Below are 13,286 nucleotides of genomic sequence, written 5' to 3'. Positions count from 1 at the left end.
CCGCCGACGGGCCGACCTGCCCCTGCTGGTGGCGCCTGGCCGCCCGGCACCCCGCCGCAGGGGGCCGGGTGATCGCGAACGGCTGCCCGGCCGGCCTCACCTCTTCACGGGACCTCCCGCGGCCCGCACCGACTTGGAGATGGCCTTCCACTTCTTCAGCCGGGCGGAGGCCAGCCGGGCGTCCGAGCGGGAGGCGATCCACTCGTTCTCGCGCTGGAGCTTGAGATAGCTGTCCATCCGGCGCTGCGGCAGGGTGCCGTCCTCCAGCGCGGCCCGCACCGCGCAGCCGGGCTCGGTGTGGTGGCCGCAGTCGTGGAAGCGGCACTCCTCGGCCAGCTCCGCGATGTCGGCGAAGGCCATCGCCACCCCCTCGCCGCCATAGAGGCCGACCTCACGCAGGCCGGGCGTGTCGATCAGTACCCCGCCGCCGGGCAGCGGGATCAGCTCGCGGGTGGTCGTGGTGTGACGGCCCTTCTGGTCGGCCGCGCGGGCCTGCTGGACGGCCATCACCTCGGCGCCGGCCAGCACATTGGTCAAGGTGGACTTGCCCACGCCGGACTGGCCGATCAGCGCGGTGGTGCCGGGCGTGCAGGCGCGCAGCACGTCCACCCCCTCGCCCGTCCCGGCGCTGACGGTCAGCACCGTCACACCGGGCGCGATGCCCTCGACGTCGGCGCGGATGAAATCGGCGTCGTCGACCAGGTCGGCCTTGGTGAGCACGACCAGCGGCTCGGCGCCGGACTCCCAGGCCAGGGCGAGGAAGCGCTCGATCCGGCCGAGGTCCGGTTCGGCGGCGAGCGAGGCGGCGATCAGGACGGTGTCCACGTTGGCGGCCAGCACCTGGCCGTCGGACCGCTTGCCGGCGACCTTGCGGATGATCGCGGTGGAGCGCGGCAGCAGCGCGGCGACGGTGGGCATCGGCGCGGCCGCCAGGTCCACCGCCGCCCAGTCGCCGGTGCAGGGGCAGTTGATCATATCGGCGTCGCCGACCGGCCGGGTGTCGGCCCGGACGGTGCGCAGCTCACCCGTCCCGGGATCGGTCAGCACGGCGTCGCACTGGCCGCGGTCGACCCGGACGATCCGGGCAGGGGTCAGCCCGGCCTCGGCGAGCGGCGCGAAGAGCTCGTCGAGCGCGGACGTCCAGCCGTAGCCGGACAGCGGGGTGCCGGAGGAGTCGGAGAAGTCGGAGAAGGTGACGGATTCGGAGGCAGCGTTGAACAACGCAGTGGGCCCTTCGGGAGGAACGTGATCCCGGCGGGCTGCGGCTGCGTGAGACGAGGAGTCGGGCGTCTCGGGTGCGTCAGCCGGCGGCCGGGAGGGGGAGGTGGTCTATGCGAGCGCTGCCCAGGGCAGCCGTGACGGCAGTGACAGCCACGAGGCTCACCTCCTGTTTCTCTCCTTGGGCCGCGACAACGGCCCCGAATCGGACTGGTCACACCGTAGCCAACGCCTCCGAGGCCGCCAACCGATTTTTGACCTGCGGTTTTCGACGGCCGCCGCACCGGCGCGGCCGCCCGGACAAGCCCTACGACGGACCGCCGAAACGGTGCCGCAGGCCGGGGTCGTCCAGCCACCAGGGCCGCATGCCCTGCTCCTCCTCGGCCGGCCCGCCCGCCGCCTTCGCCTCGGCGGCCGCCGCCTCGAAGCGGGCGTCCAGCGCCGCGTCCACCGCGGCGTTCTCCTCCCGCCCCTGCACGATCATGCGGCGGACCAGCGCGACCAGGAACGGCAGCCCGACCAGGTCCCCGAGCACCCAGAGCACGTTGCCGCCCCAGGTCTGGTCCTGTGCCGGGCTCGGCCCCCACGGCCGGCCGAGCGCCTCGTAGTAGTGCCCGGCGACCAGATGGCCGCCGTAGATCAGCACCAGGCCGAGCGCCGCGTCGAAGATCACCTCGGCGAAGGTGATGAACAGCCCGACCAGGTGCGGGTACTCGTGCCCGACCGGGTCGATCTGCAGTCGCGGCCAGAAGTACGCCAGGCCGAGCGCGACCAGCACGAGGTGCAGGGCGGCGTTTCCCAGCCCGCTGGCCAGCGACTCCTGGTACCAGGGGGTGAAGTAGAGCAGCCACGGCGGGGCCATCAGCAGCGCGGTCGACACGGCCGGGAACATCAGCACCTTGGACGGGCGGCCGCGCAGCGCCCGCAGGATCCGCTCCCGGCGGGCCGGGGGCGAGGAGCGCACCAGCAGCGAGACCGGTGCCCCCAGCGCCAGCAGCAGCGGGACCAGCATCAGCAGCAGCACCACCTGCACGGCCCGGTCGGTGAACAGCACCCGCTCGTACACCCCGAGGCCGGAACAGGTGGCCCAGACCCAGAGCAGCAGCCCGCCGAGGAAGGCCGCGGTCCGGGTCGGCTGCCAGCCCTCACCCGACACCGCGCCCGTACCGGCACCCGCACCCGCACCCGCACCCGCACGCGTGACGGTCCGCACCGCGTACAGGTACCAGCCGCCGAGCAGCACCGCGAGGGTGAGCACCAGCGGCTCGGCCGTCCACGAGGTCGCCAGGTCGGCCCACTGCCAGGGCGGCGGTCCGTGGTAGCCGATCGCCTGTACCGAGCCGTCCATCCGTCCGTTCACCCCGTCCTCGCTCCACCGCGACCGCGCCGCCGTCACCGCCCGCCGTCAGCGCACGGCCGTCAACCCGCGGCCGTCACCCGGGCGGGCGACGGCGCCCGGCCATGATGGCCGATCCCGAGTGGATCACCACCGCCAGGGTCCCCCGGACGGGCGAATCCCGGCGCAGGCCCACGGCCACCCACGGCCACCCGGCTCCCGGCCGACGGCCCAGGGCTACGGCCCGGAACCGGGCCCGCAGGACCGGCCCACCGGGGCCGGCCCCGAAAACCGCAACCGCCCGGCCACCGCCTTCGTCTGGGAGGATGCACCGCGGCATTCCGGCCACGGGGGTGGACAAGGGGACAACAGGGTGCGAAGCAGTGCACGCGGCGAGGGCCGCCGGCTGGCCGCGCGCCACCGCAACATCGAGCTCGGCCTGCTGGCCCTCGCGGTGGTGGTCTGTCTCGCCGGACACGTCGACGCCGACCTGGCGATGACCGGGAAGCTGCCGCCCGGCCTGCTGGTGCACGGCGGCGGCCTGGGTCTGCTGGTCCTGGCCGCCCATCTGGCGGTCCGCCGGTTCGCCCCGTACGCGGACCCGCTGATCCTGCCGCTCGCGGTGCTGCTGAACGGGCTCGGGCTGCTGCTGCTCGACCGGCTCGACAAGTCGTACGCGGCCGTGCACGCGGCCAAGGGCGACTACCAGAAGCTGCCGACCGCGCCGTCCCAGCTGACCTGGGTGGTGATCGCGGTGGTGGCGGCCGTCGCGCTGATCGTGACGATCCGGCACCACCGGTTCTTCCAGCGCTACGTCTACCTGATCATGGCGGGCGCGCTGGTCCTGCTGGCCGCTCCCGCGTTCTTCCCGGGCGACAGCTTCGGGGCCAAGCGCTGGATCCGGGTGGCCGGGCTCTCGTTCGAGCCGGACGAGTTCGTCAAGGTCGCCATCACCGTCTTCTTCGCCGGCTATCTGATGGCCTCCCGGGACGCGCTGGCGCTGGCCGGCCGCAAGGTCTGGGGACTGACCCTGCCGCGCGGCCGGCACGCCGGGCCGGTGCTGGCGATCTGGGTGGCCAGCCTGCTGGTGCTGGTCTTCGAGCGCGACCTCGGCACCTCGCTGATCTTCTTCGGTGTCTTCGTGGTGATGCTGTACGTGGCGACCGAGCGCACCAGCTGGATGGTGCTCGGCCTGCTGATGGCCGTCGGGGGCGCGGCCGTGGTCGGCACCCTGGAGCCGCATGTGCACGGCCGGGTGGAGGCCTGGCTGCACCCGCTGGACATCTACCTGCCGGTCCACGACAAGGCGCTGGTCTCCGACCAGCCCGCCGAGGCGCTGTTCAGCCTGGCCACCGGACATCTGACCGGGACGGGGCTCGGCGAGGGCCGGCCCTGGCTGATCGGCTTCGCCGGGCGCAGCGACTTCATCTTCACCACCATCGGCGAGGAGCTGGGCCTGACCGGGGTGACGGCGGTGCTGCTGGTCTACGGGCTGCTGGTGCAGCGCGGGCTGCGGACGGCGGTCGGGCTCTCCGACCCGTTCGGCAAGCTGCTGGCGACCGGGCTGTCCGCGGCGCTGGCGCTCCAGGTGTTCGTGGTGGTGGGCGGGGTCAGCGGGCTGATCCCGCTGACCGGCAAGGCGCTGCCGTTCCTGGCGGCCGGCGGCTCGTCGATGGTGGCGAACTGGCTGATGATCGCCCTGCTGGTCAAGCTGAGCGACTCGGCCGGCCGGACCGCCCTGGAGCCGCCACCGGTGTCGAACCTGGTGACGGCGGCGGTGCCGGCGGTCTAACGGCCCGACGGCCCGGCGGAGACGCCCTACCGCGCTACCGCTGCTCCCACGGCGGCCGGGGCGGATAGCTGGGCAGGGTGCGGTCGGGCGGCGGCGCGGTGGGCCGGTCGCTGTCCGGCGGGGGCGGGGTGGGCCGGTGGTGCGGGCCGCCGCGCGCGGTGATCCGGCCGCGGACGTTGTCGGCGGCCAGCACGTCGGCCCAGCGCTCGGGGTACTCGGAGGGCACGTCGACGTCGTCGCCCTCGTCCTCGTAGTACTCCTCCTCGGCGCCCTCGGCGAGGCCGAGTTCACGGGCCCGGCGGGCCCGCTCGACGGCGCGGCGGGCGGCGACCTCGCGGACCACCGCGGCGGCGGCCTCCTCGTTGGCGCGCTCGTTCTCGGCGCGGGCGTCGGCGGTCTCCAGGGTGGGCCAGCGCCGGTCTATGGCGGCGTTCATGGCGGCGCCGATGAGCACCGCGAGCGCGACCACGAAGATCCACAGCAGCACGGCCACCGGCGCGGCCAGCGAGCCGTACACCGAGGGGCCCTCGACCGAGCTGACCAGGTAGAGGCGCAGGGCCACGCTGCAGAACACCAGGACGACCAGGGCCACCAGCGCACCGGGGATGTCCTCCCGCCAGGGCGTGGAGACCGGCACGGCGAGGTGGTAGAGCGTGGTGAGGAAGACGATCAGCAGCAGGATGGCGAACGGCCAGTAGGCGGCGTTGACCAGTGTCGCGATGTCGGGGACGGCGTTCAGCACCAGCCCCGGGCCGGCCAGCAGCAGCGGCAGCACCAGGGAGCCTATGACCAGGGCGCCGAGATAGAGGCCGAGCGACATCAGCCGGGTCTTGACGATGCCGCGCTTGCCGTCGAGCCCGTACATCACGGTGATGGTGTCGATGAAGATGTACAGCGCCCGGGAGCCGGACCAGAGCGAGAGCAGGAAGCCGATCGAGATCAGGTCTGGCCTGGTGTGGTCGAAGACGTCGTTCAGCAGGGGGACCACGACCTGCTTGATCGACGAGTCCGACAGGACCGTCCCGGCCGCCTTGACGATGTCCTGCTTCAGCCTGTCGATGGTGCCCGCGCCGAGGAACTCGTCCAGGTAGCCGAGGGTGCCGGCGAGGCAGAGCAGCAGGGGCGGGATCGAGAGCAGGGTGAAGAACGCCGCCTCGGCCGCCAGGCCGGTGACCCGGTACTCGACACAGGTGTTGGTGGTGTCCTTGACCAGCCCCCAGGCCGTACTGCGCCAGGTGGCCTGCTTCCTGACCCCCCGCCGGGAGCCCTTTCCCCGACGACGGGAGGGCCGCTCGGGGTTCGGTCTCGTCGTTTCGCCTGCTGGTTGCACAGGGCTAACGGTATCGGGCCGGAACCGGTCCGTTGATCTCCGTGTCGCGGTACCGGCGCGAGGGCCCGCGCCGGGGGCGGAATCCGACGAGCGGCGGGAACGCTCCAGCATCTCGACATACGAAACCTTTACGTCCATTATACGGACGTTAGTGGACCGCGAGTCGTGCTCCGTGCGAATCTCTTGTCCATGCCTAGCGCCGGAACCACCCTAGTTGGTCGACTCCACGTCGATCTCCTTCGCGTGTCCAGCGCCATCTGTCCGGTGACCTGAGCCTTACCCCGCCGCCACCCACCGCCCCCGGCGCCACCTCTCGCCATCCCCGCCGAAGCGGATGCGCAGGCGCCCGCCCGGCCACGGCCACTGCTCCCCCGGTCCTGAGAAACCCGCAGGTCACAGCAGCAGCGCACGGCCGAGCACGCCCAGCGACCCACCCGGCGTCAGAGCCACCTGCCTCCGAAGGACTTCACCATGGCCACCACTCCCGAGACCGCCGAGCCCACGGCCGACAGCGCCGGCGCGCGCCGCCCCGCGGCGGCTCGCAAGGTGACCCGCCACCGCGGCGAGGGCCAGTGGGGCATGGGCCACTTCACGCCGCTGAACGCCAACGAACAGTTCAAAAAGGACGACGACGGTCTCAACGTACGGACACGTATTGAGACGATCTACGCGAAGCGCGGCTTCGACTCGATCGACCCCGCCGATCTGCGCGGCCGGATGCGCTGGTGGGGTCTCTACACCCAGCGCAAGGAGGGCATCGACGGCGGCAAGACCGCGATCCTGGACCCGCACGAGCTCGACGCCGAGTACTTCATGCTCCGCGTCCGCATCGACGGCGGCCGGCTCACCGTCGCCCAGCTGAAGGCGATCGCCGAGGTCTCCGAGCAGTACGGCCGCAACACCGCCGACCTGACCGACCGGCAGAACATCCAGTACCACTGGATCAGGATCGAGGACGTCCCCGCGATCTGGCAGAAGCTGGAGGCCGTCGGCCTCTCCACCACCGAGGCCTGCGGCGACACCCCGCGCGTCATCCTCGGCTCCCCGGTGGCCGGCATCGCCGAGAACGAGATCATCGACGGCACCTCCGCCATCGAGGAGATCCAGCGCCGTTTCATCGGCAACCCGGACTTCTCCAACCTGCCGCGCAAGTTCAAGTCCGCCGTCTCCGGCTCCCCGCTGCTGGACGTCGCGCACGAGATCAACGACGTCGCCTTCGTCGGCGTCGTCCACCCCGAGCACGGCCCCGGCTTCGACCTCTGGGTCGGCGGCGGGCTCTCCACCAACCCCAAGCTCGGCGTGCGCCTGGGCGCCTGGGTCCCGCTGGACGAGGTCGCGGACGTCTACGGCGGCGTCATCGGCATCTTCCGCGACTACGGCTACCGCCGGCTGCGCAACCGCGCCCGGCTGAAGTTCCTGGTCGCCGACTGGGGCGTGGAGAAGTTCCGCCAGGTCCTGGAGGACGAGTACCTCAAGTACCGGCTCGTCGACGGCCCGGCGCCGAGCGAGCCCAGCGGCCGCTGGCGCGACCACGTCGGCGTGCACCGGCAGCAGGACGGCCGCTACTACGTCGGCTTCGCGCCGCGCGTCGGCCGGGTCGACGGCCGACTGCTCGGCCGGATCGCCGACCTCGCCGCCGAGCACGGCAGCGACCGGCTGCGCACCACCGCCGAGCAGAAGATGATCGTCCTCGACATCGCCGAGGACCGGGTCGAGTCGCTGGTGGCCGGTCTGGAGGCGCTGGACCTGCGGGTCACCCCGTCGCCGTTCCGCCGCGGCACCATGGCCTGCACCGGCATCGAGTACTGCAAGCTCGCCATCGTCGAGACCAAGGAGCGCGGCCGCACGCTCATCGACGAGCTGGAGAAGCGCCTGCCGGACTTCGAGGAGCCGCTGACCATCAACATCAACGGCTGCCCCAACGCCTGCGCCCGCATCCAGGTCGCCGACATCGGCCTCAAGGGCCAGCTGGTCACCGACGAGAACGGCGAGCAGGTCGAGGGCTACCAGGTGCACCTGGGCGGCGCGCTGGGCCTGGAGGCCGGCTTCGGCCGCAAGGTCCGCGGGCTCAAGGTCACCAAGGACGGCCTGCCCGACTACGTCGAGCGCGTTCTGACCCGCTACCAGGCCGACCGCGCCGAGGGCGAGCGCTTCGCCCAGTGGGCGGCCCGGGCCGGCGAGGAGCAGCTCTCGTGAACGAGCGAAGCGGACGAGCCGGCGAGGTGGGCGCATGAGTGAGCGAGCGGCACCGTTCTTCTGCCCGTACTGCGGCGACGAGGACCTGCGGCCCTCCGAGGCCGGGCACGGCGCCTGGGAGTGCCACGCCTGCCGCCGGGCCTTCCAGCTGAAGTTCCTCGGCCTGCTGTCGACGACCAACGGGGGTGGGCCGCATGACCGGCACGACGCCTGACCACGAGGCGCTCGCCGTCCGGGCCGCCCGCGAGCTGGAGGAGGCGACCCCGCAGGAGATCCTGGCCTGGGCCGCCGACACCTTCGGCAAGCGGTTCTGCGTCACCTCCTCCATGGAGGACGCGGTCGTGGCCCACCTCGCCTCCTCGGTCCTCCCCGGCGTGGACGTGGTGTTCCTCGACACCGGCTACCACTTCCCGGAGACCATCGGCACCCGGGACGCGGTGGCGGCGGTGATGCCGGTCAACGTCATCACCCTCAAGCCGCTGCAGACCGTGGCCGAGCAGGACGCCCGGTACGGGCCCGCCCTGCACGACCGCGACCCCGACCTGTGCTGCGCGCTGCGGAAGGTCGAGCCGCTCAACCGCGGCCTCGGCGGCTACGACGCCTGGGCCACCGGGCTGCGCCGCGACGAGTCGCCCAGCCGGGCGAACACCCCCGTGGTCGCCTGGGACGCCAAGCGCCGCAAGGTCAAGCTCGCCCCGATCGCCCGCTGGACGCAGGAGGACGTGGACGCCTACGTCAACGCCAACGGCGTCCTGCTCAACCCGCTGCTGTGGGAGGGCTACACGTCCGTCGGCTGCGCGCCGCTGTCCTGCACCCGCAAGCCCGCCGAGGGCGAGGACGCCCGGGCCGGCCGCTGGTCGGGATCCGGCAAGACCGAGTGCGGCATCCACCTCTGATCCACCGTCAACACCCCTATGGAGACTTCACCGTGACGACAGCCCCTGTGTCCATCAGCGGCTCCGCCGCGGGCCCGGCCGCCGACGGAGCCGCAGGGACGGCCCGCGCGGCCGCCCCCCGCGAGCGCGGCGCCACCGTGTGGCTGACCGGGCTGCCGAGCGCCGGCAAGACCACGCTCGCCTTCGCCCTGGCCGAGCGGCTGCGCGCCGAGGGCCACCGGGTCGAGGTCCTGGACGGCGACGAGATCCGCGAGTTCCTCTCCAAGGGCCTCGGTTTCACCCGCGAGGACCGCCACACCAACGTCACCCGGATCGGCTTCGTGGCCGAGAAGCTCGCCGCCCACGGCGTCAAGGTGCTCGCCCCGGTCATCGCCCCGTACGCGGACTCCCGCACCGCCGTCCGCGAGCGGCACGCCGCGGCCGGCACCGAGTTCCTGGAGATCCACGTCGCCACCCCGGTGGAACTCTGCGCCGAGCGCGACGTCAAGGGGCTGTACGCGAAGCAGGCGGCCGGCGAGATCTCCGGCCTGACCGGTGTCGACGACCCGTACGAGGCCCCGGAGAACCCGGAGTTGCGCCTCCAGACCCAGGGCCGCGAGGTGGCCGACTCCGCCGCCGAGCTGCACGCCTTCCTGACCGAGAGGGGCCTCGCATGACCACCGCGACCGACAGCCCGGTCCACACCGACGACGGTTCGAAGAACCCCTTCGCGCTGTCCCACCTGGACGCGCTGGAAGCGGAGTCGGTGCACATCTTCCGCGAGGTCGCGGGGGAGTTCGAGCGCCCGGTGATCCTCTTCTCGGGCGGCAAGGACTCCATCGTCATGCTGCACCTGGCGCTGAAGGCGTTCCGGCCGGCCGCGATCCCGTTCTCGCTGCTGCACGTCGACACCGGCCACAACTTCCCCGAGGTGATCGCCTACCGCGACCGCGTCGCGGCCCGGCACTCCCTGCGCCTGCACGTCGCCCACGTCCAGGACTTCATCGACGACGGCCGCCTGCGCGAGCGCCCCGACGGCACCCGCAACCCGCTCCAGACCGTCCCGCTGCTCGACGCCATCGAGTCCCACAAGTTCGACGCCGTCTTCGGCGGCGGCCGCCGCGACGAGGAGAAGGCCCGCGCCAAGGAGCGCGTCTTCTCCCTGCGCGACGAGTTCGGCGCCTGGGACCCGCGCCGCCAGCGCCCCGAGCTCTGGTCGCTCTACAACGGCCGCCACGCGCCCGGCGAGCACGTCCGCGTCTTCCCGCTCTCCAACTGGACCGAGCTGGACGTCTGGCAGTACATCGAGCGCGAGAACATCGAACTCCCCGAGATCTACTACGCCCACGAGCGCGACGTCTTCTCCCGTTCCGGCATGTGGCTCACCGCCGGCGACTGGGGCGGCCCCAAGGACCACGAACCCGTCGAGCGGCGCCTGATCCGCTACCGCACCGTCGGCGACATGTCCTGCACCGGAGCCGTCGACTCCGACGCCGTCACCATCGCCGACGTCATCGCCGAGATCGCCGCCAGCCGCCTCACCGAACGCGGCGCCACCCGCGCCGACGACAAGCTCTCCGAGGCAGCGATGGAAGACCGCAAGCGCGAGGGGTACTTCTAACCATGACCACCGCAACCGCCACCGCCCTGCTGCGCTTCGCCACCGCGGGATCGGTCGACGACGGCAAGTCCACCCTGGTCGGCCGACTGCTGCACGACTCCAAGTCCGTGCTGGCCGACCAGCTGGAGGCCGTCGAGCGCGCCTCCCTGAGCCGCGGCCAGGACGCGCCCGACCTCGCGCTGCTCACCGACGGCCTGCGCGCCGAGCGCGAGCAGGGCATCACCATCGACGTCGCCTACCGCTACTTCGCCACCCCCCGGCGGCGGTTCATCCTCGCCGACACCCCCGGGCACGTGCAGTACACCCGGAACATGGTGACCGGAGCCTCCACCGCCGAACTCGCGGTCGTGCTGGTCGACGCCCGCAACGGCGTGGTCGAGCAGACCCGCCGGCACGCCGCCGTCGCGGCGCTGCTGCGGGTGCCGCACGTCGTGCTGGCCGTCAACAAGATGGACCTCGTCGACTACGCGGAGCCCGTCTTCGCCCGCATCGCCGAGGAGTTCACCGTCTACGCCGCCTCGCTGGGCGTCAAGGACGTGGTCGCCGTCCCGATCTCCGCGCTCGCCGGGGACAACGTGGTCGAGCCGTCCGCCCACATGGACTGGTACGGCGGCCCGACCCTGCTGGAGCACCTGGAGACGGTGCCCGTCGGCAGCGACCCGAGCGCCGAACCGGTCCGCTTCCCGGTCCAGTACGTGATCCGCCCGCAGACCGAGGAGCACCCCGACTACCGCGGCTACGCCGGGCAGTTGGCCTCCGGTGTGCTGCGGGTCGGCGACGCGGTGACGGTGCTGCCCTCGGGCCACACCACCACCGTCGCGGGCATCGACGCGCTCGGCACCGAGACCGACGTCGCCTGGGCCCCCCAGTCGGTCACCGTCCGGCTCGCCGACGACATCGACATCTCGCGCGGCGACCTGATCGCGGCCGGCCCGGCCCCGGTGCCCACCAAGGACATCGAGGCCACCGTCAGCCACCTCAGCGAGCGCCCGCTGCGCGCCGGTGACAAGGTGCTGCTCAAGCACACCACCCGCACCGTCCGGGCGCTGGTCAAGGACATCACCTACCGCATCGACATCGACACGCTCGAACGGCGCTCCGGCGCCGAGGGGCTGAACGTCAACGACCTCGGCCACGTGGTGCTCCGCACCGCCGAGCCGCTGGCCCTCGACGCCTACTCCGACAACCGCCGGACCGGCTCGTTCCTGCTGATCGACCCGGCCGACGGCACCACCCTCACCGCCGGCATGGCGGGCGAGGCGTTCGACACCGTACGCACCGACGCACCCGACGCATCCAACGAGGAGGACTGGGTCTGATGCCCAGCGAGGCGTTCTCGGGCATGGACAAGGAAGGCGGCCGCATCGGCAGCGGCGTCCTCGGCAGTGGCCAGGGCGGCCTGACCCGATGTGCGGGCCGACAGGGCTGACTGGCAGCCCTGTCACCGGGCCCCGCCGCCGCTGTCCCGCCCCACAGCCGGTACAGCGACGCGGGCCCGGCTTGCCCGGCATCCCGATGCCGCAAGCACCACTGCCCGACTTCCGCCCCGAGACCGCCTCCTGACGGTCCGTCTGTGAACAGGACTCCGCCCATGGCACCGAACCAGGCACTCCCGCACAGCCCGCTTCCCCATAGGCCCGCACGCCCGGCCGCCGGTCGGATCAGACGCTCCGCCGCGGCCGCCATAGCCGGCCTCACCGCCGTGGCCCTGCTCTCGGCCTGCGGCTACGGTTCGAAGAGCGAGGACAAGAAGTCCGGCTCCGCGGCCCCCGCCGCCGGTTCCGCCTCCGGTGCGAAGCTCTCCGCCGACACGGTCAAGATCGGCTACTTCGCCAACCTGACCCACGGCACCCCGCTGGTCGGGCTCCAGGAGGGCATCTTCCAGAAGGAGCTGGGCGCCACCCAGATCAAGACCCAGGTCTTCAACGCCGGCCCGTCCGAGATCGAGGCGCTCAACGCCGGCTCCATCGACATCGGCTGGATCGGCCCCTCCCCCGCGATCAACGGCTACACCCAGTCCAACGGCGAGTCGCTGAAGATCATCGGCGGTTCGGCCTCCGGCGGCGTCAAGCTGGTGGTCAACCCCGACAAGATCTCCTCCCTGGACGACCTCAAGGGCAAGAAGATCGCCACCCCGCAGGCGGGCAACACCCAGGACGTGGCGCTGCTCAACTACCTGGCCGGCAAGGGCTACAAGGTGGACGCCAAGACCGGCGCCGGTGACGTCTCGGTGGTCCGCTCGGACAACAAGGTCACCCCGGACGCCTACAAGCAGGGCTCGATCGACGGCGCCTGGGCGCCCGAGCCCACCGCGTCCAAGCTGGTCACCCTCGGCGCGAAGGTCCTGCTCAACGAGAAGGACATCTGGCCGGACAAGAAGTTCGTGATCACCAACATCATCGTCTCGCAGAAGTTCCTCAAGGAGCACCCGGACGTGGTCGAGGCCGTGCTGCGCGGCTCGGTGAACACCAACGCCTTCATCAAGGCCAACCCGGACAAGGCCAAGGCCGACGCCAACGAGGCCATCAAGAAGGAGGCCGGCAGCGCGCTGGACGCGGCCATCCTCGACCCGGCCTGGCAGGACATCGACTTCCTGGACGACCCGCTGGCCAACACCCTCCAGGCCGAGGCCGACCACGCCGTCACCGCGGGCCTGCTCAAGAAGCCGAACCTGAACGGCATCTACGACCTCACCCTGCTCAACAAGGTGCTCGCGGCCCAGGGCCAGAGCGCCGTGGCGGACGCCGGACTCGGCACCAAGTAGCGCGGCCCGCCCCACCCGCGGCCGGCCGCGTCACACCCGTGGCGCGCCGCCGCGCTCCAAGCTCCGCGGTCCGGACCCCGCCCGCCCGGTCGATGCCCAATCGATGCCCGCAAGCACGGGACGGGCGGGGCCGGACCCCGGCCCCGCGTCGCCA

12 protein-coding genes are annotated in these 13,286 nt (G+C 72.2%); 9 read left to right on the top strand and 3 right to left on the bottom strand.

Annotation, left to right across the window (positions count from 1 at the left end; genetic code table 11):
- Positions 1 to 96: 96 nt before the first annotated feature.
- Positions 97 to 1,221, bottom strand: a complete 1,125-nt coding sequence (rsgA, locus tag ACIO5D_RS15630) for a ribosome small subunit-dependent GTPase A (protein ID WP_400657953.1) — start codon at positions 1,219 to 1,221, stop codon at positions 97 to 99.
- Between the two features lie 304 nt (positions 1,222 to 1,525).
- The gene (locus tag ACIO5D_RS15625) at positions 1,526 to 2,578 is read right to left on the bottom strand and encodes a cytochrome c oxidase assembly protein (RefSeq protein WP_363609187.1); all 1,053 of its coding nucleotides are present in this window, start codon (positions 2,576 to 2,578) and stop codon (positions 1,526 to 1,528) included.
- 349 nt (positions 2,579 to 2,927) lie between these two features.
- Between ACIO5D_RS15625 and ACIO5D_RS15620 the strand changes: the two genes are divergently transcribed.
- On the top strand, positions 2,928 to 4,346 hold the full coding sequence (locus ACIO5D_RS15620) for an FtsW/RodA/SpoVE family cell cycle protein (protein ID WP_400657957.1): 1,419 nt from the start codon (positions 2,928 to 2,930) through the stop codon (positions 4,344 to 4,346).
- A gap of 34 nt (positions 4,347 to 4,380) precedes the next feature.
- On the opposite strand, the gene ACIO5D_RS15615 is transcribed toward ACIO5D_RS15620, so the two are convergent.
- Positions 4,381 to 5,676 carry a YihY/virulence factor BrkB family protein gene (locus ACIO5D_RS15615; RefSeq protein ID WP_363609191.1) on the bottom strand — a complete coding sequence of 432 codons (1,296 nt, stop codon included), beginning with the start codon at positions 5,674 to 5,676 and terminating at the stop codon, positions 4,381 to 4,383.
- 189 nt (positions 5,677 to 5,865) lie between these two features.
- On the opposite strand from ACIO5D_RS15615, the gene ACIO5D_RS15610 reads away from it, so the two are divergent.
- From ACIO5D_RS15610 to ACIO5D_RS15575, 8 genes are all read left to right on the top strand, one after another.
- Positions 5,866 to 5,949, top strand: coding sequence for a putative leader peptide (locus ACIO5D_RS15610; RefSeq protein ID WP_310593185.1), 84 nt, complete (start codon positions 5,866 to 5,868; stop codon positions 5,947 to 5,949).
- A 198-nt stretch (positions 5,950 to 6,147) separates the two neighbouring features.
- On the top strand, positions 6,148 to 7,872 hold the full coding sequence (locus ACIO5D_RS15605; protein ID WP_363609193.1) for a nitrite/sulfite reductase: 1,725 nt from the start codon (positions 6,148 to 6,150) through the stop codon (positions 7,870 to 7,872).
- Between the two features lie 34 nt (positions 7,873 to 7,906).
- Positions 7,907 to 8,086 (top strand): hypothetical protein, encoded by a 180-nt coding sequence (locus ACIO5D_RS15600; protein WP_363609195.1) that lies wholly within the window; start codon positions 7,907 to 7,909, stop codon positions 8,084 to 8,086.
- Positions 8,067 to 8,768, top strand: a complete 702-nt coding sequence (locus ACIO5D_RS15595) for a phosphoadenylyl-sulfate reductase (protein WP_363609197.1) — start codon at positions 8,067 to 8,069, stop codon at positions 8,766 to 8,768. Before ACIO5D_RS15600 ends, ACIO5D_RS15595 begins: the two co-directional genes overlap by 20 nt.
- Before the next feature lie 32 nt (positions 8,769 to 8,800).
- A complete protein-coding gene (cysC, locus tag ACIO5D_RS15590) occupies positions 8,801 to 9,424 on the top strand; it encodes an adenylyl-sulfate kinase (RefSeq protein WP_400657962.1) in 624 nt (207 codons plus the stop codon).
- Positions 9,421 to 10,368, top strand: coding sequence for a sulfate adenylyltransferase subunit CysD (gene cysD, locus ACIO5D_RS15585; RefSeq protein WP_363609199.1), 948 nt, complete (start codon positions 9,421 to 9,423; stop codon positions 10,366 to 10,368). Before cysC ends, cysD begins: the two co-directional genes overlap by 4 nt.
- A gap of 2 nt (positions 10,369 to 10,370) precedes the next feature.
- A complete protein-coding gene (locus tag ACIO5D_RS15580; protein ID WP_363609201.1) occupies positions 10,371 to 11,687 on the top strand; it encodes a GTP-binding protein in 1,317 nt (438 codons plus the stop codon).
- A gap of 272 nt (positions 11,688 to 11,959) precedes the next feature.
- Complete coding sequence (locus ACIO5D_RS15575; RefSeq protein WP_363609203.1) at positions 11,960 to 13,132, top strand: aliphatic sulfonate ABC transporter substrate-binding protein; 1,173 nt, start codon at positions 11,960 to 11,962, stop codon at positions 13,130 to 13,132.
- The last annotated feature ends 154 nt before the right edge of the window (positions 13,133 to 13,286 follow it).

Source organism: Kitasatospora sp. NPDC087315, from assembly GCF_044744345.1.
GTDB lineage: Bacteria > Actinomycetota > Actinomycetes > Streptomycetales > Streptomycetaceae > Kitasatospora.
This window is presented reverse-complemented; position numbering and strand designations above follow the sequence as displayed.

What these genes read in the sequence shown, in the direction of transcription:
- ACIO5D_RS15600 (WP_363609195.1), top strand. Translation starts at nt 7,907, where the DNA reads ATGAGTGAGCGAGCGGCACCGTTCTTCTGCCCGTACTGCGGCGACGAG.
- ACIO5D_RS15575 (WP_363609203.1), top strand. Translation starts at nt 11,960, where the DNA reads ATGGCACCGAACCAGGCACTCCCGCACAGCCCGCTTCCCCATAGGCCC.
- ACIO5D_RS15610 (WP_310593185.1), top strand. Translation starts at nt 5,866, where the DNA reads ATGCCTAGCGCCGGAACCACCCTAGTTGGTCGACTCCACGTCGATCTC.
- ACIO5D_RS15580 (WP_363609201.1), top strand. Translation starts at nt 10,371, where the DNA reads ATGACCACCGCAACCGCCACCGCCCTGCTGCGCTTCGCCACCGCGGGA.
- ACIO5D_RS15595 (WP_363609197.1), top strand. Translation starts at nt 8,067, where the DNA reads ATGACCGGCACGACGCCTGACCACGAGGCGCTCGCCGTCCGGGCCGCC.
- cysD (WP_363609199.1), top strand. Translation starts at nt 9,421, where the DNA reads ATGACCACCGCGACCGACAGCCCGGTCCACACCGACGACGGTTCGAAG.
- ACIO5D_RS15605 (WP_363609193.1), top strand. Translation starts at nt 6,148, where the DNA reads ATGGCCACCACTCCCGAGACCGCCGAGCCCACGGCCGACAGCGCCGGC.